This is a genomic window from Thermithiobacillus plumbiphilus, from assembly GCF_038070005.1.
Lineage (GTDB): Bacteria > Pseudomonadota > Gammaproteobacteria > Acidithiobacillales > Thermithiobacillaceae > JBBPCO01.
In genome coordinates this window covers 1-24,124 of the sequence record NZ_JBBPCO010000004.1, presented here as the reverse complement: position 1 = coordinate 24,124, position 24,124 = coordinate 1, and the positions used below count along the sequence as shown (strand labels likewise).

26 protein-coding genes and 1 pseudogene are annotated in these 24,124 nt (G+C 60.5%); 3 read left to right on the top strand and 24 right to left on the bottom strand.

What is annotated here, in order from left to right; genetic code table 11:
• The first annotated feature begins 17 nt into the window (after positions 1 to 17).
• On the top strand, positions 18 to 1,400 hold the full coding sequence (locus WOB96_RS05270) for a PhoH family protein (RefSeq protein WP_341370236.1): 1,383 nt from the start codon (positions 18 to 20) through the stop codon (positions 1,398 to 1,400).
• Here the strand turns inward: WOB96_RS05270 and WOB96_RS05265 are convergent.
• Genes WOB96_RS05265 through WOB96_RS05255 form a run of 3 tightly spaced genes read right to left on the bottom strand, consistent with a single transcriptional unit; the run spans position 1,379 to position 3,471 of the window.
• Positions 1,379 to 1,795 (bottom strand): hypothetical protein, encoded by a 417-nt coding sequence (locus WOB96_RS05265; RefSeq protein ID WP_341370235.1) that lies wholly within the window; start codon positions 1,793 to 1,795, stop codon positions 1,379 to 1,381. The two genes, WOB96_RS05270 and WOB96_RS05265, sit on opposite strands and share 22 nt — an antisense overlap.
• Entirely contained in the window at positions 1,792 to 2,532 is a 741-nt protein-coding gene (locus WOB96_RS05260; protein ID WP_341370234.1) for a type 1 glutamine amidotransferase, read from the bottom strand. The genes WOB96_RS05265 and WOB96_RS05260 overlap by 4 nt, the downstream gene beginning before the upstream one ends.
• A gap of 30 nt (positions 2,533 to 2,562) precedes the next feature.
• The gene (locus tag WOB96_RS05255) at positions 2,563 to 3,471 is read right to left on the bottom strand and encodes a selenium metabolism-associated LysR family transcriptional regulator (RefSeq protein WP_341370233.1); all 909 of its coding nucleotides are present in this window, start codon (positions 3,469 to 3,471) and stop codon (positions 2,563 to 2,565) included.
• Between the two features lie 109 nt (positions 3,472 to 3,580).
• On the opposite strand from WOB96_RS05255, the gene WOB96_RS05250 reads away from it, so the two are divergent.
• On the top strand, positions 3,581 to 4,150 hold the full coding sequence (locus WOB96_RS05250) for a TM2 domain-containing protein (protein WP_341370232.1): 570 nt from the start codon (positions 3,581 to 3,583) through the stop codon (positions 4,148 to 4,150).
• Between the two features lie 18 nt (positions 4,151 to 4,168).
• On the opposite strand, the gene WOB96_RS05245 is transcribed toward WOB96_RS05250, so the two are convergent.
• From WOB96_RS05245 to WOB96_RS05225, 5 genes are read right to left on the bottom strand one after another with little or no spacing between them, the layout of a single operon-like run.
• On the bottom strand, positions 4,169 to 5,320 hold the full coding sequence (locus tag WOB96_RS05245) for an aldo/keto reductase (RefSeq protein WP_341370231.1): 1,152 nt from the start codon (positions 5,318 to 5,320) through the stop codon (positions 4,169 to 4,171).
• A 37-nt stretch (positions 5,321 to 5,357) separates the two neighbouring features.
• Positions 5,358 to 6,521, bottom strand: coding sequence for an acetoin utilization protein AcuC (locus WOB96_RS05240; protein ID WP_341370230.1), 1,164 nt, complete (start codon positions 6,519 to 6,521; stop codon positions 5,358 to 5,360).
• Positions 6,522 to 6,526: 5 nt separating this feature from the next.
• Positions 6,527 to 9,028, bottom strand: a complete 2,502-nt coding sequence (locus WOB96_RS05235) for a nitric oxide reductase activation protein NorD (protein WP_341370229.1) — start codon at positions 9,026 to 9,028, stop codon at positions 6,527 to 6,529.
• A gap of 36 nt (positions 9,029 to 9,064) precedes the next feature.
• Complete coding sequence (locus WOB96_RS05230; protein WP_341370228.1) at positions 9,065 to 9,889, bottom strand: CbbQ/NirQ/NorQ/GpvN family protein; 825 nt, start codon at positions 9,887 to 9,889, stop codon at positions 9,065 to 9,067.
• Position 9,890: 1 nt separating this feature from the next.
• Positions 9,891 to 10,301, bottom strand: coding sequence for a hypothetical protein (locus WOB96_RS05225; protein WP_341370227.1), 411 nt, complete (start codon positions 10,299 to 10,301; stop codon positions 9,891 to 9,893).
• Positions 10,302 to 10,429: 128 nt separating this feature from the next.
• Between WOB96_RS05225 and WOB96_RS05220 the strand changes: the two genes are divergently transcribed.
• A complete protein-coding gene (locus WOB96_RS05220; RefSeq protein ID WP_341370226.1) occupies positions 10,430 to 10,753 on the top strand; it encodes a hypothetical protein in 324 nt (107 codons plus the stop codon).
• A gap of 30 nt (positions 10,754 to 10,783) precedes the next feature.
• Here the strand turns inward: WOB96_RS05220 and WOB96_RS05215 are convergent, their stop codons facing one another.
• The 16 genes and pseudogenes from WOB96_RS05215 to WOB96_RS05140 form a co-directional block, all read right to left on the bottom strand.
• On the bottom strand, positions 10,784 to 11,179 hold the full coding sequence (locus tag WOB96_RS05215) for a hypothetical protein (RefSeq protein ID WP_341370225.1): 396 nt from the start codon (positions 11,177 to 11,179) through the stop codon (positions 10,784 to 10,786).
• On the bottom strand, positions 11,180 to 12,256 hold the full coding sequence (locus tag WOB96_RS05210) for a lipoate--protein ligase family protein (RefSeq protein ID WP_341370224.1): 1,077 nt from the start codon (positions 12,254 to 12,256) through the stop codon (positions 11,180 to 11,182).
• Positions 12,253 to 12,654, bottom strand: a complete 402-nt coding sequence (locus WOB96_RS05205; RefSeq protein ID WP_341370223.1) for a hypothetical protein — start codon at positions 12,652 to 12,654, stop codon at positions 12,253 to 12,255. The genes WOB96_RS05210 and WOB96_RS05205 overlap by 4 nt, the downstream gene beginning before the upstream one ends.
• Positions 12,655 to 12,824: 170 nt before the next feature.
• Positions 12,825 to 14,228 (bottom strand): OmpP1/FadL family transporter, encoded by a 1,404-nt coding sequence (locus tag WOB96_RS05200; protein ID WP_341370222.1) that lies wholly within the window; start codon positions 14,226 to 14,228, stop codon positions 12,825 to 12,827.
• A 213-nt stretch (positions 14,229 to 14,441) separates the two neighbouring features.
• Positions 14,442 to 15,581, bottom strand: coding sequence for a radical SAM protein (locus WOB96_RS05195; RefSeq protein WP_341370221.1), 1,140 nt, complete (start codon positions 15,579 to 15,581; stop codon positions 14,442 to 14,444).
• Between the two features lie 35 nt (positions 15,582 to 15,616).
• Positions 15,617 to 16,678 carry a geranylgeranyl reductase family protein gene (locus tag WOB96_RS05190; RefSeq protein WP_341370220.1) on the bottom strand — a complete coding sequence of 354 codons (1,062 nt, stop codon included), beginning with the start codon at positions 16,676 to 16,678 and terminating at the stop codon, positions 15,617 to 15,619.
• On the bottom strand, positions 16,675 to 17,754 hold the full coding sequence (locus tag WOB96_RS05185; protein ID WP_341370219.1) for a lipoate--protein ligase family protein: 1,080 nt from the start codon (positions 17,752 to 17,754) through the stop codon (positions 16,675 to 16,677). Before WOB96_RS05185 ends, WOB96_RS05190 begins: the two co-directional genes overlap by 4 nt.
• A gap of 27 nt (positions 17,755 to 17,781) precedes the next feature.
• On the bottom strand, positions 17,782 to 18,906 hold the full coding sequence (locus WOB96_RS05180) for a radical SAM protein (protein ID WP_341370218.1): 1,125 nt from the start codon (positions 18,904 to 18,906) through the stop codon (positions 17,782 to 17,784).
• A 50-nt stretch (positions 18,907 to 18,956) separates the two neighbouring features.
• Positions 18,957 to 19,394, bottom strand: a complete 438-nt coding sequence (locus WOB96_RS05175; RefSeq protein ID WP_341370217.1) for a glycine cleavage system protein H — start codon at positions 19,392 to 19,394, stop codon at positions 18,957 to 18,959.
• A gap of 88 nt (positions 19,395 to 19,482) precedes the next feature.
• Positions 19,483 to 19,875: a DsrE family protein gene (locus WOB96_RS05170; RefSeq protein WP_341370216.1), complete on the bottom strand. Its 393-nt coding sequence runs from the start codon at positions 19,873 to 19,875 to the stop codon at positions 19,483 to 19,485.
• A gap of 2 nt (positions 19,876 to 19,877) precedes the next feature.
• Positions 19,878 to 20,324, bottom strand: coding sequence for a biotin/lipoyl attachment domain-containing protein (locus tag WOB96_RS05165; RefSeq protein ID WP_341370215.1), 447 nt, complete (start codon positions 20,322 to 20,324; stop codon positions 19,878 to 19,880).
• 79 nt (positions 20,325 to 20,403) lie between these two features.
• Positions 20,404 to 21,315 (bottom strand): CoB--CoM heterodisulfide reductase iron-sulfur subunit B family protein, encoded by a 912-nt coding sequence (locus WOB96_RS05160; RefSeq protein WP_341370214.1) that lies wholly within the window; start codon positions 21,313 to 21,315, stop codon positions 20,404 to 20,406.
• On the bottom strand, positions 21,308 to 22,027 hold the full coding sequence (locus WOB96_RS05155) for a 4Fe-4S dicluster domain-containing protein (protein ID WP_341370213.1): 720 nt from the start codon (positions 22,025 to 22,027) through the stop codon (positions 21,308 to 21,310). The genes WOB96_RS05160 and WOB96_RS05155 overlap by 8 nt, the downstream gene beginning before the upstream one ends.
• A 16-nt stretch (positions 22,028 to 22,043) precedes the next feature.
• Complete coding sequence (locus WOB96_RS05150; RefSeq protein WP_341370212.1) at positions 22,044 to 22,877, bottom strand: hypothetical protein; 834 nt, start codon at positions 22,875 to 22,877, stop codon at positions 22,044 to 22,046.
• A complete protein-coding gene (locus WOB96_RS05145) occupies positions 22,849 to 23,901 on the bottom strand; it encodes an FAD-dependent oxidoreductase (protein ID WP_341370211.1) in 1,053 nt (350 codons plus the stop codon). The genes WOB96_RS05150 and WOB96_RS05145 overlap by 29 nt, the downstream gene beginning before the upstream one ends.
• A gap of 54 nt (positions 23,902 to 23,955) precedes the next feature.
• Positions 23,956 to 24,124 (bottom strand): annotated as a pseudogene (locus WOB96_RS05140) (heterodisulfide reductase subunit B); the annotation flags it as partial.

The following is a 24,124-nucleotide window of genomic DNA, read 5'->3' as shown; positions in this document are numbered from 1 at the left end:
CAGACAGGCCAGCCACTATGCCAGAAGACGCGCCATTCCAGAAAAACAAGCTGTATGTGCTGGACACCAATGTGCTGATGCACGACCCCAGCGCCCTGTTCCGCTTTCAGGAACACGATGTCCTGCTGCCGATGGTGGTGCTGGAAGAACTGGACAATCATAAACGGGGTGTTTCGGAAACCGCGCGCAACGTACGCCAGGTCAGCCGGCATCTGGATGAACTGCTCAGCAGCGGGGCCGATCTCAATGGCGGCCTGCCCCTGCCCCACGCCCAGGGCAGGCTGTTTTTCCAGACGGAAATCCACCAGCACATCCTGCCTGGCAACATGGCCGGCAAGGGGGACAACCAGATCCTCGCCGTCACCCTGGACCTGCGGGAGCATTATCCGGACCGCGAAATCATCCTGGTCAGCAAGGATATCAACCTGCGCATCAAGGGCCGTACGCTCGGCCTGCGGGTCGAGGACTACACCACGGATCAGGCCCTGGAGGATGCCGACCTCCTATATACCGGGCTTTTCCCGCTACCAGGAGATTTTTGGGAGACCCACGCCAAGGAACTCGCGGCCTGGAAGGAGGAAGGGCGCAGCTTCTACCGCATCACCGGCCCCCTGGTGCGGCAGTGGCACCCCAATCAGTTCCTGTTTACCGAGGATGACAGTGACTTCAATGCCGTCGTCCGCGAGGTCGGTCCCGATTACGCCATCATCGAGCGGGCCCAGGATTATCAGCAGGGGCGCAGCAGCGTCTGGGGCATTCGCGCCCGCAACCGCGAGCAGAACTTCGCCCTGAACCTGCTCATGGACCCCGATATCGACTTCATCACCATCCTGGGGCAGGCCGGTACCGGCAAGACCCTGATCACCCTGGCCGCCGCCCTGCACCAGATCCTCGACGAAAAGCACTACAACGAGATCATCATCACCCGCGCCACGGTGCCGGTCGGCGAGGACATCGGCTATCTACCGGGCACTGAAGAGGAAAAGATGATGCCCTGGATGGGGGCGCTGGAAGACAACCTGGAAATTCTCGGGCAGAACGGCGGCGATGGCGGCACCTGGGGCCGGCAGGCCACCCAGGATTTGCTCAGCAAGCGCATCCGCGTCAAATCCATGAGCTTCATGCGCGGGCGCACCTTCCTCAACAAGTTCGTCATCATCGACGAGGCGCAGAACCTCACGCCCAAGCAGATGAAGACCCTGGTGACCCGCGCCGGCCCGCAGACCAAGATCGTCTGTCTGGGCAACATCGCCCAGATCGACACGCCCTATCTGACGGAAACCACCTCGGGCCTGACCTATGTGGTGGACCGCTTCAAGGACTGGGCCCACAGCGGACATATCACGCTGCGCCGTGGCGAGCGCTCACGACTGGCCGATTACGCCTCGGATGCCTTGTGAATCCGTTCGCAGTAGCGCTGGTAGTGCTGCTCGAAGACCTCTTCGAGCTCGTCGATGACGATCTCGGCTGACACGCCGCTGATGGCGTGCTTGGCCATGGCATTGGAGGTGTCATTGAGCAGCAGGCGCCGGTCCAGCATCGGATAGGTCAGGCGCAGACGCTTGATGGCGGCCACCACGCTTTCCTGTTCGGGCCGGGGCTGTTGTTGTGGCGGTTCCGGCTGCTCCGGCTTTTTGGCCACGGCCTGGGCCAGCATGGGGATCAGGGCATCGCTGGTCGGCACCTGACCCAGGGAGCGGCTCGCCAGAAACTCGGCAAAGGCCAGCAGGTTCTGCTGCTCAGGCTCCCGCAACTCACCGAGCAGCAGCAACAGTCTTTTTTCCACGTCGGTCATTTTTCCACCTTGAGACTGAATACCGGTGGCTTGTGGCGCTCCTGCATCAGCTTCAGGCTGGTCACCAGGGCAACCACCACCCGGTCGGTCTGCTGCTGCATCTGCGGCCACAGCTCGCGCATGCGCGACAGGATCTCGCCGACATCCTCGGGCACCTCGCGCCCCTCTTCCATGAGAATGTCCTCGATCAGGCCGGGCTTCATCTCCGGGCGAAACAGCATGGCAATCGAGTTTTCATCCGGTCGCACGGCAATCCAGCGGCCAGCATCATCCACCAGGATCGGCTGCATGCCTTCGGGGAGAACGGCCGCTCCCGGCGCCCAGACCAGTACCGGCTGGCCATCGACGGCCTCGGCCAGCGGATCGCCCTCGCCCGCCGCCGTCTTGTGCGCCATGGTCCAGTAGGCATTGATGCGTGGCTCGGGCAGGATCTCCGCACCGAAGCTTGCCACCAGTTCCATGCCCCCAAGCCCCATGCCGACCACCGGCCGCTTCGCCTGACGGAAGGCCTGTATCAGATGCATGACGTTTTCGAGCCAGGGATACTCCTCGGTTTCCAGCGGCGACATGGGCCCGCCCAGCAGGAACAGCGCATCGAACTGCAGGGCGCTGCCCGGCACCTCGCTACCGAGGAAGGGCCGAAAGTAGATGAATCCGATGTCCCGCTTTTCGAGCTGTGTTTCAATGAGACTCAGGAATTCGGAATAGCTCTGCTGTACCACGGCAAATCGCTTCACATGCCACTCCGTCTGTTTTGTGGCCCTGGATCAGGCCGTCAGAAGATCGTCTCCGCAGCGGCCCTTGGCAAATTCGAGGAACTCGTCCATGACATGGCTGCGGAATTTCTGCTTTTGATACACGAACAGGAAGGGACGGGCAAGCGGGGGGTTCAGGGGCAGGGCCACCAGACTGCCGAGCGCGATCTCCTTGCGCACGGTCGCTTCAGATACCACCGAGATGCCGAGCCCGCCTTCCACCGCGCCCTTCACCGATTCCGGGCTGCCCAGTTCCATGGTCAGGTTGAGGTCATTGGGATCCAGGCCGGCGATCACCAGATACTCGTTGGTGACCTCGCGCGTACCGGACCCCTCCTCGCGCGAGACGAAAGCATACTGCAAAAGATCCGTGGCGGACACACTGCTTCGCTGCGCCAGGGGATGACTGGGTGGGAAGATGGCCACCATCTGATCCATGCAGCACTTGCGTACCGCGAGACTCTTGTTGCTGATGGCCGCCTCCACCACGCCCAGATCAATGGTGTTGTCTTCCACCATGCTCACGATGCGATCGGTATTGGCCACGTGCATGCGCACCTGTACCTCGGGATAGCGTTCCTTGAAGTCACCCAGTACCCGCGGCAGCATGTACTCGGCAATGGTCGTGCTGGCCCCGAGCAGCAGGGTGCCCCGCACGTCGCCGGTCATCTCGCCGATGCGGTTCTGCATCTCGCTGTAAAGGTTCAGAATGCGGTCGGCGTACTCATAGACGATGTTTCCCGCCTCGGTCAGGCTGATCCGGTTGTGGGTACGATCAAACAGACGTGTGTTAAACTGTTCCTCCAGTTGCTTGATCTGAAAAGTGACCGCTGGCTGCGTCATGTGCAAAATCTCGGCTGCCTTGGTAAAGCTCAGCAGGCGAGCCACCGTGTGAAAAACCTGTAGTCTTCTATCAGCCATCGTGGTTCTCTTCGGAATATGCGCATAGGTCAGGCTCGAGATTCTTGATAGCCCATGAACCCGCTATTATCAATCGGTTTTATGCACCAATCAACAGAGGAAAGGGAAAATGAGCGAGGCCTGGAAGAAAATGGACCTGGAAGGAGGCGGGCTACAGTCCCTGCAACTGCGCCTGCTCCGCTCGCAAAAGAAGCTGCCCACGGCTTATGCCAGCTGGCTGCTCTTTCCCCTGGGAGCTCATCGAATTTATCTCAAGCAACCCTGGTTCTGGCTCTATCCTTTGGTCACCCTGGCCGCCATCGGCCTGCTCTGGGCAGGTCTGACCCTGGTTGGCGGCGTACTCCTGGGCCTGATCGCCGCTGCGGCCATTTATGATCTACTGCACATCCCCGACCGCGTGTCCCGGCTGAACAAGGAATTGCGCAAATCACTCTGGCTCAGCAAGGAGGCACCGCCCCCGCCCGCCGACTTCAAGGGACGCTACAGCGATTATGACAGCGAGCTCCAGGGTTATGTCAAAGCCAAGGAGCAGGAGCGGGCTGGCCATCCTGCGCCCAGGAGCCAATCCCCGGGAAACGAGAAAGGTTACGGGGCCGGCAAGCGGGCCCCATCTTTCGCCGAGCAGGAACGCCTGCTGGCAGAGCTTGCCAAGTCGCGGAAACCTGCCAAGGACAAGTAGCGCCGGAGATTCCTCCGGCTATTCTTCCGCCCGCTGATACATTTTCAGATACTGCTCCTTCTCCAGCGGCTCGCGCCGGGCGACCGACAGCGCGTCCTGCAAATGCGCCGGATTACTCATGCCCACCAGGGATGTGCCAAGGCCCGGCGTGGAGCGGTTGAACTGCAGCGCCTGCTGAGCCGGGTTGGTAAGATCAGGCATGACCTCCTGAAACACGACCGGGGCCTCCGTGGCGAGAATGCCCTTGCCCATGCTGTGGCTGGCCATCAGATAGACTTTCAACTGGAAGGCCGCCTGTATGGTCGAGGCGATGTTGCCCTGTCCCGTGGCCTGGCTGAAGCGGGTGAAGCCTTCGGTCATCAGTACGTTGAATGGCATCTGCACGATTTTCAGATGATGCCGCTTACCCTCCCCGCCGGCAGCCTTCTCCGCCAGGCCCAGCAGACTGGTGATCGACTGGAACAGCAGATTGTCCGTCTCCACCCGACAGGCGTTGAAGGTGGAGATGCCATAACTGCGCAGCTTGCCCGCCGCCACCGCCATCTCCAATACCTCAAAGACCTTGAGCAGCTTGCCATGCATGGCCTGCTTGCCGATCTCCGGGATATGCACCTCCGGCTGGTCCACCAGAAAGGCGTCCAGGGTCTCGACGCCCATGGCCTGGCGGCTCTGCTCCAGTTGCCAGAGAATATAGCCAGGGCTCAGGAGATGAATGCCCTGCGCCAGATCCTCTGGTGAACCGAGCCCCTTGGCCATGATCTCCTTGCGGAAAAAGGTCGCCATGTCGTCCGGGCGGCCATTCGGGAAGCTCAGAAAACCGCCCTTGGAAATCAGGAACATGGCCTCACGCGGCACCCCGGCTTCAAGGGCGCGGCGCACGCCCTCGCCCACTGCCTGCGGCGAGCGGCCATAGCGGTAATTCGCCCCGGTATCGATCACGTTCAGGCCATTTTGCAGGGCCTGGCTGATGATCTCGGCGTAGCTCTCATCGGTGGCGTCGTCCGGCTGTCCGGGAAAGGTGCCAACGCCGATGGAGGAGAGCTTGATGTGGGTCTTGAGGAAATCGCTGTAATTGGATGCCGGCAGGCGGCCTTCGAATCGGGCCACATAGGCCTTGGTCGCTTCAGGCGTGGCGAATCCGGGAACAAGGTTTGGCGCATTGCGGTTCATGGTCTCGTCTCGTCAGTATGTCGGCATGCCCGACGCTTCAGGACAGCAGCCGGTGCGATTTCAGGAGTGTATTCAGAATTTCGGTGATCTGCGGCCGGACCGGCCCCTCATTCGGCAGATCGCTCAAGTGACTATACAGCCTTTCGGTATCCTCGGCGTCTTCGTCATCGAGGTCCCACTCGACCGCTGTCAGTAGCGCTGAGCCTGTTTCGGGCAGGCGCTCTGGCAGTTCGCGCCCGGTCAGGATGGCCCACAACCCGGTCCAGCAACGCGCAAGTGCTATGGGGTGATAGCCGCCGCCACCGAGCACCAGCAGGCGTGGGCTGTCTGTCAGGATGCGCCGGCAGACTTCCCAGAACAGCCCATTGGAGATGCGAAACTTGCTCAGGGGGTCAGGCGAGAGAATGTCCGTGCCCGCCTGCAGGACCACCACCTCCGGGCGAAAACCCGCCAGCATACGCGGCCAGAGTGTCTCGAAAACCAGCCGGTATTCGCTGTCATTCACGCCCTTGGGCAGCGGCAGGTTCACGGCGCCGCCGGCCTGGTCGGCAACCCCACCGCCCTGGAAGGGATAGGCATAGCTCGTATCCATGTGGATGGACGCGGTCAGGGTATCCGGGTCATCGACAAAGGCGGCCTCGACGCCATCGCCATGATGAGCATCGATGTCCAGATACAGCACCCGCAAACCCGCCTGGCGCAGGCGCTTGATGGCCAGCACCGGGTCGTTCAGATAGCAGAAACCCCGCGCCTGATCTGCCGCGGCATGGTGCATCCCGCCCGCCGGACTGAAGGCGGTACACCCCGCCAGCACCATCTCGGCGCCCTGAATGCTGGAGCCGGTGGCAAGATTCGGGGTATCGAAGAAGTCCGGGAAATACGGGTTTTCCAGGTTGCCGAGCTGAAAGCGCTGGCGATCGTCCTGGGTCACCTTGCCACGAAACTGGGCGCGCTGAAAGGCCTGGATGTAATCCGGCGTATGAAACCAGTGCAGCTCATTGTTGCTGGCCCGCCGCCCGGTCAGGTACTCGGCTGATGTGATGGCGCCATAGGCATTGATCAGATCGAGCGTCAGCGATACCCGCGGGATGGCCAGCGGGTGATTGTCGCGGTAGGTGGGCCGCCGGTAACGGGCCGCACCGATGAAAAGCGCGTCGCGCCTGGGCGCAATGGCGGGCTGGAATCTGTCACTTTCGCGCATGGCGCTCATGCCCGGCGCAGCCTCAGATAGAGTTCCGGCAGGCGGGCCGGCAGGCTGTCCATGTGATCGAGCACCAGATAATGGCCGGAACCGAAAATGCCCGGCAGATATTGCCCGCCCTGCGGATCGAGCGTGATGCAGAAGGGATGCACGCCGGCATCCACGGCGGCCTTGACCGCCATCCGGGTATCCTCGTGCAGGTAGCGGATATCACCGCCATCATCATAGTCCGAGGGACGGCCGTCGGACAGGATCAGCAGCAGCCGGCGCTGGGCCGGGCTTTGCTGCAGCAGCCCGGTGGCATGACGGATGGCAGCACCCATGCGGGTGGCCAGCCGTCCGGACAGGCCGCCGATGGTGGCCCGCGTTTTGGCGTTCAAGGGGTCCTGAAAGCGCTTGATGGGATAGACCGAGACATTGTCCCGGTACTTGCTGGCAAAACCATACAGCGCATAGGGATCACCGACCTCATTGAGCGCCTCGGCAAACAGCAGCATCGCGGCACGCAGGCGATCGACGATGCGCCCGCTGCCATCCGGCAACTGCGCCATGATGGAGGTGGACATGTCCGCCAGCAGCAATACGCTGGTATCGCGCTGCCGGGGCCGACGCTGGCGATAGACATTGGCCTTGGGCGAATAGCCGGCGTGGCGCTCGGCGACGAACTGCACCGCCGCCTCGATATCGATCTCCTCGCCTTCCATCTGCCGGCGCAGGGGCGCCAGGCGGGTGGGTTTCTGTGCCTGGATGGCGCGCTTGAGGCGCAGCAGCGCCCCACGATACTGAAGCATGAGCTGCTCGGCGGTCTCGGCATCAGACTCCTGAAGCTGGCGCAGATGCACCCGCGCCCAGCCCGGTTTCAGCCGCGCTTCGCGGTAATCCCACTCGGGATAGGGAATGCCGCCCTCGGTCTTCTTGAAGCCACGGCCCTTGCCCGTCACCTTGGTAGGCATTGGTTTGCCGGCCCCGACCCGGCCCCCCTGCCCACTGGTATCCTCCGGCGGCACATCAAAGTCGGGATCCTCTCCAGCCGCCTTGTCCGGCATGTCGCGCTTGCCTTCCTCGGGATGCGTCTGGCCCAGGAGCCCGCCCTCATCGGCATTGCTATCGCCGGCCGGCTTGCCCTTGAAGGTCGGGAACACGGGGCGCGCGGCATTGGGCGAGCGCCCAGGCAGAAAGGCCGCTGCCCGCTGATCGAGCGTAATGGGTGGGAAGGTGTCCTCCTGATACCAGGCCAGCGCAATGCGGAAGCTGTCGACGATGCCCGCAGCCGGCTCCAGCAGGGGCTGCAGCCGCTCGGGCAGGCTCGCCTGCCCCAGCAGGCCCCGGACCTGCTCCAGCGCCGCCGCGTAGTACACGCCGGCAGGGCCTTCGGGATTTCCGCGTGCTTGGGCCGCCTTCAGCATTCGAGCGAGATAGCCGGGCGCCTCGCGCGCCACCCGCCAGTCCACCCGCAGATCCTCACAGAGATCGAAGATCAGCTGAAAACGGATCATATCCTGGCCAAAGTGGGCGAAAAGCGGTCGCCAGGTGATGCGCAACTGGTCCTTGTCCAGGGGCGGATGCTTCGAGCCCATCTCGGCGAAAAGCGCCTGGATGGCGTCCTGGTCATAGGAGCCGGCGTGAATGTGTCCCGCCGCGTGCAGCAGGCCCAGCATTGCCTCCTCGCGGTCCGGCATGACCGCAGGCAGGAAGAGATGCCGGCCATCGGTCTCGATGAAGGCCCGGCCCTTGTCAGGCGACCAGCCGCTATCCTCCAGCGGCAGATCAAAGCCAAACCATGCCGTTAGAAGCAGCGAGAGCAAACGCTGCTGCGGGCGCGTGCGAAAGCCCGGCAGCACATCCAGCAGAAAGGACAGGCTTTCCTCGCTTTCGAGACGAAAATAGGCCTCGCCCCGCAAACGCCCGCTCTGCAGGATGTCCATGCCGCGCCGGGCCCATTGCTGCATCTCCGCATCATCTGTCATCTCGCGGATGCGCAGGGCGCCCTTGAGATAGGTGGCCAACCCGACCCGCAGGCCAAGCAACTCGCGGGAGGGCGCGAGCAGGGTCTCCATACGCGCCAGATCGCCCTGCTCCCCGGCCATCTCGGTAAAAGGCGTGCGGAAGAAAGCGGCGCCGCTGTCCACGTGGCTCGCCACATAGGCAAAGCCTGTCTCGTACCAGTGCGTCTCCACCGCCACGCCAAAGCGCTCGCGCAGCTTCGGCGCCTGCTCCAGAAAGGCGGCCAGCGCCTTCCAGGTACCCCGAAACTGCCGGAAGGCATCCGCCTGCGTTACCCAGGGTTCCAGGCCGCCAAAGGCGGACGCCAGCGCCGCGGTCTGATGAAAATAGGCCTTGCCCGCCTCGCGATCATAAAAAAACAGATCACGCCCGACATCCAGATAGCGTTCGACCGCCGCATCGCCCAGGGGCTCAACCGCCGGTAGCGCGGCGCGGGCATCCCTGCCCGCCACGAAGCTGATGGCAGCCAGATGCTCCAGGATTTCTTCAGCGGCAGTATTCATGCAGCAGCGCACCCATGCGAGGCCAGGTTCTCCATGCTAGCCAAGATGGGCCCGGAAGATTTCCATCAGGGCCTCGACCAATTCCGGATCATCGGTCTGCGGGTTGACGATCGCGACCAGGCAGGCCTCCAGGGGCGGGACGCCGCCGGAAATCAGGCTGCCGGCATAGACCAGCGCGCGCGTCGAGGTCACTTCCTGCAGTCCGTGATCCTTGAGGTTGCGAGCTTTACGCGCCGCCGCCACCAGCTTGGCGGCCAAGGCCTGATCCAGCCCGCTCTCGCGCGCCACGATGGGGATTTCCTTCTCTTCCGGGGGATAGTCGAAGGTCAGCGCGACGAAGCGCTGCTTGGTGGAAGGCTTGAGATCCTTGAGCACGGTCTGGTAACCGGGATTGTAGGAGATCACCAGCATGAAATCCTTGTGGGCCTCGATCTCCTCGCCGCGCTTTTCCAGGGGCAGATGGCGCCGGTGGTCGGTCAGCGGATGGATCACCACGGTGGTGTCCGTGCGCGCCTCGACGATTTCATCCAGGTAGCAGAACGCGCCGACCTTGGCCGCGGTGGTCAGGGGGCCGTCCTGCCAGACGGTTTCGGCCCCTTCCAGCAGGAAGCGGCCCACCAGATCCGAGCTCGTGAGGTCCTCATGGCAGGCGACCGTCACCAGTGGGCGGGACAGGCGATGCGCCATATACTCCACGAAGCGGGTCTTGCCGCAACCCGTCGGCCCCTTGAGCATGACCGGCAAGCGCTTGCGATAGGCCGTCTCGAAGATCTCCACTTCATTGCCGACCGGCTGATAGAAAGGTGCCTCGCCACCCGGCATGCGCACGGCATCCCGGCTGGCGCCTTGATTCACTGACATGTCAATCCTCCTGCAACATGCCGCGCTGCTCGGCGCGGCTGCGCATATACAGGTAAATGTGTCGGGCCGTGCGCACCGCCATCCTGGCGGGGTGAGGCGGCAGGGCGTCCTCCCGCTGCATGTCGAGGCAGTTGCGGTAATAAACCAGTTCCCGGCAATTGTCGCGGATGGTGTTGAGGGTCGGCTCGCCTTTCACCAAACGCTTCCACAGTTCCAGAATGCGGTCGTCCGGATCGTATTCCTTGCCCTCGGTATCCAGAAAAGCGCGCAGGATCTCCTCGACCAGGGCCGTGGCCTCGTCGATGGTCTCGGAAACCGGCAGTTCCTCGCCCCGGGAGATGCGCTGCTCAAGGCTCAGGAGCTTATCATTGACCGTCCCCAGCCGTGCCATCAAAGATGTTTTTGCTTCCATTAAAGCCGCTCCAGGCTATTGACTTTGCTCTATCGTCCGGGGGCAATTTCGTTTAGCATAAGCCCCCACGTATCCAGCAAAGGTCCGAGTTTAAAAAGATTTTCTTATTTGCTCATAAAGGAGGCCACATGAGCCAGAAACTCATCAAGATGGTGAAACTGAACAACCTGCAATACAACCCCAACCGCGACCCGCAGGTCTACCGTCGTACGCCCGGCCAACCCTTCCGGGTGCAGGTGATGCTGGAAGGCAGCGGTCAGGCCCAGATGGAAATCAGGGCCGAGGACAAGACGCTATGCAACCAGACCGTCAGCCTGCCCGGCACCGCCAGCTGTGAAGTCAGCTTCAAAACACCCGGACACCGCGTCGCGACCATCACCGTCACTGCCGGCGGACGCAGTGAGAATTTCGATCTGCCGCTGGACGTCGAAGAACACGCCTGGATCGGCTAACCGGTTTCAGGGCGCGGTTACCATCGCGCCCTACCCTCCCCAGCCAAACTGCTCGAAAAACTCCGGCAACCGGCCAATGATTTCCTCACGACCAAAAAAGCGGTCGGCACGCGCCAGCCTCGCCTGATCCCGCGCATATTCATCCCCCCCAAAACAAAGTATGGGGATCTGCAGCATGTATTCCGTGCGCACCTGACGGATGGGTGACAGCGGATCGAAGGCATCCACCTCATCCAGATCCACCAGCATGAAGCGATGCAGCAGGATCTCCTGCCACTCGCCAATGTCCTCGAGATCCGTCACCACCTTCATCTCCCAGCCCTCTGGCGTCGCCGCCTGGATTGCCGCAAGCATATCCGCGTCCGAGGACATCACGATGAAGGCCCGTTGCAAACGCCGCTGTATACCCGGTCCTGGATTCGCCATCTACTGATTTCCCTGATTCCTGTCACTCACAAAGGCTGTCTCGAGGATGCGTTCTGTCCAGCGCCGGGCAAGCTCATCGGCCATTCCCCGCCGCAGAACCGGCATGATGGCCTCGGCACTTACCGGCAGACCAAGGAGCGATTCACTTATGACGCCCTGATCCAGCGCGCCCGAACCCGCCAGCCGCCCGATGCGCCCCAATTGAGTCAGGATGCGCAGCCAGTCCGACCCCCAGCGTCGCTCAGTCAGGAAGCTGCCGGCATTCAGCTTGATGCCCCAGGGCACCCGCCTCGATCCACCCACTGAGGACTGCCAGTCGGCATCCTGATCATCCGCGAGCGTGGCGCGCGCCTCGGCAATCGCATCGCGTTCCAAGGGCCGGATTTCGCTGGCCTCAAGCCCCCAACCCTGGGTGCGCGTCAAGGCCCGCTGAAATGCCGCAGCCAGCGGGGCCGGATCAGGGACAACGCCCTCCTGGCGCCAGGAGGTCATTGTCCCGCAAAGCCCCTCCAGGAGCCACTGACGAAAGCCCGCTGAAGGTACGGCCACCAGTTGCGTAAAGCGTTCAGCATCGAAGTCCAGCATGAAACTGCTGGTAAATACCTGGCAAGCGCCGATCATCCCGGCGCCCGTGCCGGCGATCTTGCGCCCATTCACCCAGAAATCATGGTTGCCCTGCGTGCCGGCTGCCAGACCGAAGGCCTGAAAGGTTTCCAGCATCGCCGGCGCCAGCAGGGGAAAGATCTCGTGCGGGCGCAACGCCGGGCGCCCTGGCGCATAGGCCCTGGGCAGGATCACGAAAAAGCTGAACTGCCGGTCATCGACCAGCACGGTGCCGCCACCCAGCGGACGCCGGATCCAGGGCACACTCCCTGCCTCGCAGGCCGCGAGATCGAGCTCGGCTTCTGCATTCTGGGACGCCCCCAGACTCAGATGCGGTGTGGCGCTCCGGCCCCAGAGCACGACCGGCGCTGCCTCAGGATCCTGGGCAGTGGCGATCCCGATATAGGCTGCATGCAGGTCCAGCGGCGCCAGATCACCCAGATCGATCCAGCGCGCCGGCAGCGCCCCGGTCATCCTTCCTGCTTGCCTCCAGGCTCACCCGGCTTGTAGAAGGACTGGAAGTAGAAGTCGCGCTCATTGAGCTCCTGATACATGCGCGCGCGCTCCTGCACGCCATTGCGCAGAATCTCGATCAGGGCCTTCGACTGCTCGGAATCCAGGATCAGGATGGCGTCCTGCAGATCCTCGTCGAGATCGATGAAATGCCCCGCCATGCCCTCAGGCGGCATGACATGCACCAGATAGGACTCCACGCTCGGGTCCTCCAGGTCAAAGGGCGTCATCACCAGGCGGCCGAGATAGGCCAGCCGGGCGAGTTGGTTGAAGCGCGGGATCTCCAGCTTCTTGCCCTTGCGATACTTGTTGAGGTCGTTTTTCAGGCTGCTGACATCGGTAATCTGGATGTTCTTCATCGCTATTCCATATCAGTTTGGTCAATTATTAGTGTGCCCTGATCATGGCGACAGCACAAGGGCAGGAATGGAGAGCCGGAGTGGGCTTACGTCAAACCACATTACCCGAACCGAGGCGGACAAATAAAAAAGGCCAGCCCGAAGGCTGGCCTGAATGGGTTCAGAGTGGCTTAGAAGCGATAGCCGAGATTCATACCGATAGTCGTGATCTGATTGCTGAGCTTGATGTTTGAGCTTCCTATTGAACCATCAGGTTGTTGCATGTCATTCTCGCCCGTGATGGTCTCCTTGGGAATATATTGCAATGCACCACCGATATCCCAATTCTTACCCAACTGATAGTTAAAACCGGTGGTAATGTGATGCTTGACAATAGCCGGGAAAATCAGATTGTTAAAAGTGGCCGAGTTGCTGACTGGCGCATCGGAGTAGTTGTAGCCAACCATGAACTTCATGCCCGGCATTGGTTTATAGGTCGCACCCGCGGCATAAACCCAGACGTCATCCCACTTGGGCTGGAGATTCCATGTCCTGCCATTGCCTGTAACATAAAAGTCTTTCAGGGTATCCTTGTAATTGATCCACTTCACATCTGCGCTCAGGGTCAGCGGACCTTCCGGCATCAGCGCCAGACCAACAGCCGCCTGTTGTGGGAAGTCAAATGCCGCCTTGTAGGTTCCAGCAGAGTTAGGAGCCCCAGCGTTAGGATTTCCCTGCGCTGCAGACACATCCGGAAAACCTGAAATATCTCCAGCAGCCAGCTCAAATTCGGTATCCTGGAAGTTGGCCTTTGTTGTGTACGATGCCCCCAAACGCACGAGGCCCGGTAACGGGTCATAGATCAGACCCAGGGTGCCACCCAATCCGAAGGCCTGACCGGCACGCCCGAGATTGAAGTTTACATCAAAGGCAGAACCATTTGCTGGATTGATCATGTTGGTAAAGGTTTCACGAAAACCGAGCATCAGCATATTCACATTCAGCGCCGCACCCACCGAGAGTTGTGGTGAGATCTTGTAGCCAAGCGCAGGTGAGACCCGGAACATCGTGACATTGCTGTACCCATTGAACACGGTTGGGTTTGTATTGCCCGCAAGCGGGTTGGCTTGGGTGTTCAGGTTAACAGAGCCAAAGTCCGCCCCCAACCCAGCGGTTGCATACATGCCACCACCAAAGAATAGATTCTGAACCCCAGTTTGACCCACCCAGCCGATACTCGGAAGGCCGTAAAGATCACCCGAGCTCTTCGCTGTGCCACCAGGGTTTGGATTTGGTGTTGCGTTAAATCCAGTAAAGGCGCTGTTAGTGGCATCCAGCTTCACATCCGGCATGAAGGCTTCCATGCTGAAATCCGCACGCTCGCCGATCATGGTCATACCGGCCGGATTGCTCAGCGCGGTCATGGCGGAAGTCGGATTGGCAGTTACAGCACCACCTACGGCAACCTGATCCTCGCCGTAGCCAATCACCTGGAAACCATTTACCGCAAAGGCGCTGCCGCTAGCGCCGAGGCCGAGGACGGCCGCAATCGACACCGCCAGCAGGTTGTTTTTTCGCATAGGCGCTTGTTGCATTTCCCTCTCCTATCTTTATTCGGAGGCAGCCCATCTGCCTAAGCTATTTGTAGCAGTTATTTGCGTGCTTGCAACAAGTTTCAGACATAAAATTTTCGATTGCAGGATAAACCCTGAAAATCAAATAATTTGGCTATATAAGCATATAATTAAGTTTAAAAAGAAAAGCGGCCAAAAGGCCGCTTTTTTACTAAGGAACAGAAGCTTTCCGTCTTATTCGCAGGCAAGCTCCTGCAGTTTCATCTGCCGGCGCACGATCTCCATGTCCTGCTTGTTGAGGGCGAAGGGGAAACTGCGGATGTCCGAAGGTGATGAATCGCCGTAGGGGCGGTTGCAGGCAGAGACTTCCTCGTCGTCCTTGCCGGGGCAGCCGGAGGTCTGGAAAGGCTTGCCGGAGCTGATGATATCTTCCAGCTCGGTCTGCGGGTAGCCGAAGTCCTCCACCCGGCCGTACTCGTCAAAGCGCATGTCACGCACATTGCCGCCAGCGTAGTCGATCAGGAAGCGACCGAGCTGCACGCGACGCCACTGGTCCTGTGGCACGGCGTCCCAGTCGTCCATCATCGAGCCCTTCTCCGGGAAAAAGGCGAACATGTGATTGTGGCCGCCCATGTCCTTGATCTTCTGGCAGACTTCGAGGATTTCCTGCTCGGTCTCGCCCATACCACAGATCAGATGCGCGCCGAACTTCTCCGGGCCATAGATTTCCGCTGCCCATTCGATGGCCTGCCAGTATTTCTCCCAGCGATGCGGGCTTTGCACGGTCTTGCCGCGGGTGCGCTCGAAGATTTCCGGGGTCACGGCATCCAGGGCCACGGTGAAGATGTCGGCGCCCAGCTCCTTGAGCTCGACCAGATCCTCGCGGGTCATGGTGGTGGGATTGGACAGGATGGAGACCGGGATGTGCGGGGCCACCTCCATCCAGCGCTTGAGGATGACACGGGTGTCATGGTCGGAGTTCGGGTGCGTGATCATGCTGATGCACATGCGCTCGAACTGCCCCTTGTCATAGCCGGCGACGACCTTTTCCAGCATTTCATCGACGCGCACCGTGGGCCAGTCCACGCGGATGAAGTTGCGATCGGCGTAGTCGCGCGCCTCTTCGCGGTGACGCGCCAGGCCACAGTAGGTGCAGTTGGCACGGCAGCCCTCGGGATAGGTCATGAGCAGATTGAGGCAGTGGGTGCAGGCGGTACGATGCATCACACCGGGCACCAATCCCAGGGTGATCGCCGCTGCCGTGCTCATCTGAATGTACTCCGGCGAACGCATCTCGGGGGTCTTGATGTTGTAGTCAGGCCGGTAAAAAGTGACCGGCTGGGGAGTGTTCAGATGTTCGGGAACAGCGCTCATTGTTGCCTCCTCGGTCGAAATGGGTTCCGGGGCGCTCAGGCCGCGAAGTACTCTTCAAAGGCGATCCAGCCGGATCGCATGATGTTGTCATCCTGGGCTGCCGGGCGGCGCCAGACCTGTTCAAGGGCCTTGCGCCGCTGTACCGCACGCTCCAGGGTCGTTTCAAACTGATCCCGCACATCTTCCTCGAAATCCGCCAGTTCAGCCGGATCCAGACTCTCCAGATATGCCGCGGCCGCCTCGCCTGCCCGCTCGCCACTGATGACCGCGGCGGAAATGCCCGCACCGGTGATCGGATGCGTCAGCCCGGCGGCATCCCCGACCAGCAGAGTGCTGCCATGGACCATGGGTCGCAGGCCGCTGACCGGGATGGCGCCACCCGTGCGCGCCAGCACGGCTTTACCCAGCAAGCCCCGATCCACCATGGCGCGATGCAGCCTTTCCAGAGGGAGCTTGAGATTGTCTTCAAAGCGCCGGTCCGCGCCGATCCCGAGATTGGCCACCTCGCCCTTGGGGAAGAGCCAGCCATAGCCACCCGGAAAATCGTCCGACAGAAAGATGTCGGTATCAAGATAGGGCTGCAAGAGAGGTACGGTATACTGGCGGGTATAAACCACCTGCTGCTCCGGCACCCCGACCGAACGGGCAACCAGGCTATGCGGGCCATCGGCGCCGATCACAACTCGGGCCTCGATCCGATGAATGACACCCTCGTGCTGCACCTCGGCTATTTGCCCATCCAGGCGCAGCAGACGCGCGGCGGTCCAGAGTTCAGCGCCAGCGGCAACCGCCCGCTCGGCCAGCACCTTGTCAAAAGCGCCCCGATCGATCATAAGCCCCGGAAAGGCACTGGCGTGGCTGGCGCTGGAAGGCAAAAAAGTCAGCATGCCGTCGACCTTCTGCGTCAGCACACCGGGTACCTTGGTATAGGGCAGCATGGGCGTGGGCACGAATTCGGCGCACTGTACTGGCTGGCCGATCTCCTGCCGCCTGTCGATCACCAGCACCCTGGCGCCACCCTCGGCCGCTGTACGTGCTGCGGCACTGCCAGCCGGGCCGCAGCCAACCACCAGGACATCAAGCGAACGAGCGCTCATGCCACGGCTCCGTCAGCTTTCGAGGGCAGAAGCTGCTGGAAAGCAAGGATGAAGTCCTCGGGTTCCAGCAACAGCATCTCGGCAGGCGTTTCGGCAAAGAAGGCACGAATCCGCTCAGGGACGGATTCCAGCCGCACATTGCGCAGGCTTGCCTCCAGATCGGCAATGACCCGCTTGGGCTGTACAAAAAAGTCGCCGGCGAACTGGATCTGCAGCAGGCGTTCCTTGAATTCATCGACCAGGGCGGTCACGCGGATGAGACCACCTTGGGACTTATAGGCTGCCTGCAGCAGGGGCGCCTCAGTGCGCGGGCGGTCAACCAGCCTCACCCATTCAGGGTCCTTGATCTCCGGCAGGACCTGCTGAAACAGCGCCTCCTCGACCGGGTTCAGTCCGGCTGACTTGAAGGAAAGCCCCAGCTTTTCCTCGAAGCCAGCCAGCAGGGCGGACTTGACCTGGGTCAGGGATGGCGCTTCGCCGAGCAGGGTTTTGAGACAGGTCACACGTTCCCGCGCCGAGGCAATGGCGTGCGCACTGAGCTTTTCCTTGGGTACCCGCAGTACGCGCAACATGGCCTCGATATCAAAATCGATCAGTACCGTTCCCTGAAACAGTACGGCATCGCCATCGAATACGCCGCCAGTACCGGAAATCTTGCGACCATCGACCTCGATGTCATTACGCGGCCGAAATTGCGCGTCGATGCCAAGCTTCGACATGCCATGGGCGGCGGCCTCACAGATCATCTCGGATATGGCAGCCATTTCCGCCCGCCCAAAGTCCTGCTTGTTGAAATACAGTTCCCAGCCAAGCTGGCCGGGATCGAAGTAGATCGCGCCACCACCGGTGATGCGGCGCTGAATCTCGACCCCATTGGCACGACAGTAGTCGACTTCGAGCTCCTGCTCCAGGGACTGGTGATAACCGACCAGGGCCGCGGGCTGGAACTGGAGAAAACGCAGGGTATTGACGCTGGTACCGGCCTGCTGGCTTTCAAGCAGGGTGCGGTTCAGGGCCATGTTGTCGGCCGCTGAACGCAATCCGGTATCCAGTACCCGCCAAGTGCCCTGCGTCATGCCTGTGTCCTCGATTCGGTAAGCCGCTTAACCTGCGACGACGATGGGAATGTCGCGGATACTGGCGCGGCGCTTCGGCGCGGCCGGGATATGATCGAGCTTGATGCTGCCGGACTGGCCATCAGTCAGGGCCAGTACCTCCTCGCCCACCACCATGGAACAGCAGGACGGCGTGACACGTACGTCACGATCCAGGTGCTTGGCAAGGGCCAGCATGCCATCCGAGGGGAAGGCTACGCCATTGAGGCCCGCCATCACGGCATAGGCATCGGTCTCAAGACGGTGTACCCCGGCAGGACGCGCGCAGCCCAGCAACACCGGGGTGTCCGGCAGGGCTTCGCGGCAGTCCATGAAGTACTTGCCGACCTCCGCCGAGGATGGGGTGGCGAAAGGCCGGCTCGCGGGCGCGTAATGCGGCATGATGACAACCAGCACCAGCGCATCCGGCTGATGCCGACGGACGATGTCCAGGGCATTCCACTCGCCAAGCAGCTTGCCATAATGCAGACCAATCACGACATGCGGCACCACCTTCATGCGCGTGGCCACCAAGGCCTCCAGGGAGGCCTCGAATTCATCCACGCTGCGCTTGAGATGATAGACCTGGGTGATGGTATCCTGCGATCCGATCACATCCATCATGGCCACGTCGACGCCAGCATCTTCCATGCCCCGGGCGAACTCGGGCGTAGCAAGGCCGGTGTGCATGGCAATCTGCAGATGCGGATATTGGTCCTTGATCTTGCGGATTGTCGGGAAGTAAGGCTCGTAATGAACGACATTGCGGTGGTCGGACCCGCCACTGAGCAGCATGCCCCGGGCACCATCCGCCACGAACTCGTCAGCCAGACGCGCGAGGTCCTCGGGCGTGCGGGCAGGAATCATGGGCTCCAGAATCTTGGCCTTGCAATGATCGCACTGGAGCTTGCAATCACCACCGGTGATCGAGATCGCCGGAAAGGCATTCTTGCCACAGGCACTGACTTCGGAGGTTTCATGATGTTTGAAAGACGGTGTGTAGAAATTCACCGGCCCGGTCTGGCTGCCTTTGAGACCTGCCCAGCGTGACTCCATCTCTGCCACCAGAGCCCGGTTGAGATCCAGGTCTTCGAGCGCTTCTACCCTTTTTACCGCTTCCAGCCATGCACTCATGTTTTCCCCCGATCATGGTGGGGCGTCACCGGGGTGACGCCCCTGGCCAATTAGCAGCCGCCGAAGCCGTCTGCGTCCATCTTGCTTTCAAAGGCGGCAAGGGCATCAGCACCCGTCTTCAGCTCGCCGGATTCGCCGTCCCAGTCGCTGGGCTGGAGCTTGACCACCCAGCCATTGCCGTAAGGATCCTTGTTGATCAGGCCGGGGTTCGCGGCAACATCGGGATTGGTGGCCGTAATCGCACCAGAGACCGGCGCCTTCAGCGGACCGACCCACTTGCCGGACTCCACGGTGGCAGCGGACTTGTCCTTGGCAACATCCTTGCCCACCTTCTTGGGGGTATAGGACACGATTTCACCGGCCAGGGAGCAGGCATAAGCCGTCATGCCCACGGTGACCGTACCGTCATCCTCCTTGCGCACCCAGACATTGTTTTCGACGTTGTAATACAGGTCTTCAGGAATGTTGCAACCACGAACTGTGCCCATCGATCATCCTCCTTACGGGTAAAAAAAGCGCTTCCGGGCGCGACCGCCACCCTTGTGGAACTGCCAAATCTGTCTTGAAACCTCAAGCCTAGAAAAACAACTGCCGATCCGAAGTCAGGATGAGATCAGCGAGATCACCGGCGCTCGCCGTTGCCGTGACTTCCGGGATCAGGTTGTCCTCGGCCATCTTATAGCCTGGCATTGCCGGACGGCAAACAAAGAATTCAACGCCGGCATTCTTGGCGTCGCGGATGAATTCGATGATCCGCTTGCCACCCTCCATGGCGACCAGGTTCTCGGCTACCCCCTGCTCCATGAGACGCACGCCTTCCATGGTGAAAAAGATCTTAACGTTGGCATCCATGGATGACAATAAGCCACCGAGATAAAATGGCGTGGCGCAACGATGTGGCGTACTGGGTCCACTGGTCATGACGATGACCACGTCCTGTTCCTCATGGTCTACATAGTGCTTGTCCATGCTCAGCGCATACCCCGCTCACAGCTGATATTGTCCCGTATGCAGCGGGCGGCATAGCCTTCCGCCGCCGCATCCCCTGTCTTCATGACGCTGAGTGCCTGTTCCACCCCATCCACCGGCTCGACCCGGGCGATCCATGCCTCATAAGGTTCGATGTTCAGCAGGTTGGGATCTTCCAGCACCTCTTCATTGGCCTCAACGATGACACAATCAAAGGTGTTTGGCACCGGCCCCGCCCATTTGCCGCTCTCGATGGTTGCCACCGGCTTACCCACCGGCCGTCGAGTGCCAGGCCGCCGAACCCGAACATGCAGAATCTTGCCTGCGATGCTCTGCGAGATATCCGTCATACCAACCGTCAGGGTCCCGTCGTCTTCTCGGCGGGCCCACACCTGATATTCGTCATCGTAGTACAGCTCGGGCCTGAACTCGCAACCGTTAAATTCCATATATGTCCAACCCAATCCTAGATACAGCCCAGATTACGGACAAAAAAAGGGCGCAGCAAGCTGCGCCCTGTAAAGATATTTACGCTATTCCCCGGTTTTGAAGCACATCCAGGGAATCACTGACGTTGTCGGTCACGCCTACCTTGCGGGGGGACAGACCCATCGCCATGCCCAGCAACTGGGTAAAGTAGATGATCTTGACATTGGTCTTGATGCCAAACTCGGTTTCCGCCCGGACCTGATGCATTTCCAGGCCGGAGTGGCAGGTGGGGCATTCCGTCGCGATGACTTCGGCACCCGCGTCCTCGGCCGCCTGCAGCAGGTTCAGCACCAGCTGCGTGGAGGTATCGGCATCGGACAAGGTATGCGCACCGCCACAGCAGGCTGTCTTCAGCGGAAAGTCGACGTTCTCGGCGCCCGCGGCCTGCAGTAGGTCATCCATGAAGTGCGGCTTGTAGCTGGACTCGGAACCGGGACCCTGATCCTTCTCGGGGAAGATCTGGCGCGGCCGGGTGTACATGCAACCGTAGTAGTTGGCGACCTTCAGGCCATTCAGGTTCTTCTTGATCTGGCCCTTGATGCCTTCCGGACCGACCTCTTCCATCAGCCATTCAAGCAGATGGACGGTACGGACGTCACCCTCGTAGACCGGATCATCGGACTTGCGGGCAAGATCCTGCACAGTGTCGAGGGAGGTCTCTGAAGTGGCCAGTTCATACTCGGCCTTCTTCAGATTGTGATAGCAGCCATTGCAGGGGGCCATCACCGTGTCACAGCCCTGCAGCTTGCTTGCCATGGCCAGATTACGCGCGGACATGTAGGTCTGCAGCATCGGATGGACGTTCTTCACTTCCATCGCGCCACAGCAGTTGTAGTCCTGCAGGTTTTCCATCTGCAGACCGAGCTGCTTGACCAGCACGCGGGTAGACTTGTCGTAGGGGCCACCCGAACCTTCCAGGGCACACCCCGGATAATATGCAACCTTAGCCATGGTGCGTGGCCTCCTTCTGCTCTCTGACGTATTCGCGAAGCACTTCGCCGGTGCGGCCCCAGGTTTTGGCCTTGGGTGTGAACACCAGGTTCATGCCCATCCGCATCAACTGACCAACCGGCAGATGCTTGTTCATGCGCTTGGTGAACTCTACCAGCCAGTCCTGAACCAGGGGCTGCTTGCTCTTCTTGAGAAAGTTGACCAGGATGTGCGTATCTTCGATGCGGCCATGCTCAAGGCATTGCTCGGTGAATTCCTCGTCGAAGATGGTCGACCTGGTCTTTTCCGTGTAGCCATTCTCTTCCAGCCAGTGTGCCGTGGCCTTCATCACGCCTTCCGGACGCACGTCCTTGGGACAGATGTTGGTGCATTTGTTACAGGAGACACACTGCCAGATGATGTCACGGTCCTTCATCAACTCATCCTTCAGACCGAGGCGGATCAGATAGATCCAGAACCGCGGATTGAAGTCGATGTTCTGCGCATACATCGTGCAGGAGTTGGTGCAGGAGCCGCATTGCCAGCAGCGGTGCACATTTTCACCGCCGGGGTAGCTCTGAATGATCTCCTCAAAATCATCGTCGTAGTCCGTCAGGGTACGCGGGGAGATCATTGTGTTCCAGTGACCAGAGACATCGACCCCGTCCACGACCAGTTTGTCATGGGTCAGGATGCGATCCTGATCGATTAGTGACTTCTCATGAATTGCCATATCAACTCCTGCCCGGTTAATGCAAGGTTTCTGTTTTCACCCGCGAGGCACCTTGCCGGCGTGGCGAATCTATACCCAATAATTTCCTGATTTGCTCAGCAGGATCGCTCTGTCCGCCGAAGTCCGATCGCAAGAAGCCTTCCGCCATTGCCCGAAGATACTCACTGTACTGGAAGGCAAGCATCATATCCGTCAGGTATGGCAGATCACGATACACACCCATCTCGGCCAATTGCTCCCGTATCCAGGCTCTGCCTCCCTCGAACACCTCCGGAGACTCGCCAAAGGGGACTTCCTGCAGGTGGTCTCCCCCGGCAATGAACTCCCGCATGGCACCCGATTCCGTGCCCTGATCCCATACCCACCTGGTCATCAGCGGGTATGTCTCAGGGTTGTTGTAATGCAGCAGTTCGGCCGCGAGATCACGCAATGCGCGTTTGGTCTTTCCCTCTGCCGGGATGCTCGACTCGAATCGCTTCATGCGCTCGGCAACCGGACCATTGGCATACAACAGGTCAGCAATGCTGTCCCGCAGCAAGGACTCACCGCTTTCCTGGAGAACGGGCCAGAGCCGCCGCCGAACCGTAAACATGCGCTCCACCAAGGGCTTGAGCTCATCAAGCGTAAGATGTTGAACATGGTCCCGGGACAAGACGGCCTGGAACTGGGCAGCCTTGGCCTTCAGCGCCTCGACATAGCTCTCGGTGCCACCACTGCTTTCGAGCATATTCCCCATGGCAGTGAAACCACGACTGAAAATACCCGAATCGAGGGTCAGCGCGAGCTGGGCGGGAGCGATATACTCGCCCCCGCCCTCGCCCCTACCCTGCGGCTTGCTGGGCTGCGCCATAGAGGTCGGCCAGGGCACGGGAACCAGCGGACTGGCCCTGAGCAATGGAGGTATCGATGTCTTCAGGACCGGTTGCAGCGCCTGCGACGTAGATACCGCGACGGGTGGTACCCTGGCTGTTGGTGTACTGCTCGGCACGATCAACGAAGCCGTGCCTTTCCAGACCAATGCCAAAGACCTTGGAGATTTCCGGGTTGTCTTCATTCGGATCCATGCCGATGGCATGCACCACGATGTCCATGGGAATCACGATAGGACGCTTGACCAGGGTGTCTTCGCCCTTGACCAGCAGGCGACCGTCCGGAGACTTGGTGACCTCGGCAATACGCGCCTTGACGAACTTGGTCTTGAACTCTTCCTGGGACTTCCAGTAGAACTTGTCCTCGTACAGGCCGAAGGTACGAATGTCCATATAATAGATGAAGACATCCGTCTGAGGACTTAATTCCTTGATTTCCATGGCCAGATTGGTGGAAACCGTACAGCAGATCTTGCTGCACCATTCACGGCCGATCTGGCGGTCACGTGAACCGACGCAAAGCAGGATGCAGACGCGCTCGGGAACACGGCCATCGGAAGGGCAGCGGATTTCGCCCTGGGCTACCATCTGCTCCATCTGGGTGGTGGTCAGCACGTCTTCATAGGTGCCAAAACCCCATTCCGGCTTGTTGATGGAATCGAAGTGGGTGAAGCCGGTGGCCAGCACGATGGAGCCCGCCTTCACGGACTGCCCATTGCTCAGCTGGCAGGTGAAGTTGCCAGCCTCGCCGTCCACCTTGGTGACCTTGGTGGATTTGTGAATGGTGGCATTGGGATTGCCTTCCACACGGGAAACCATGCGGCCAATGGCATCCTTTGCCCACTCACCTGAGGGCACGAGCTTGGCATAGCCGGAGATGATCGGCGCGCCACCCAGGATGTCTTCCTTTTCGACCAGGACTGCTTTCTTGCCGGCTTCGGCGACCGTTGCAGCAGCAGCCAGCCCGGCGGGTCCCGCGCCTACAATCAATACTGTATCTTGCATTTTAAACCCTACCTTCAGTCATTCGAAAATGTCAGCTCGATAGCTTATGGGTACTCAGGCGCCGGCGCCGAGGTGTTTGGTGGCGAGTTCGGGGTCGTAGAGGTATTCGATGTTGCCGGCCTCGACTTCCTTCAGGTACAGCTCGAACTTGTGCTTGGCATCATCCCAGGAGATGCCCATCTTCTCCACCAGTTCCTCGCAGGGCGAGGCGTGCCACTGCAGT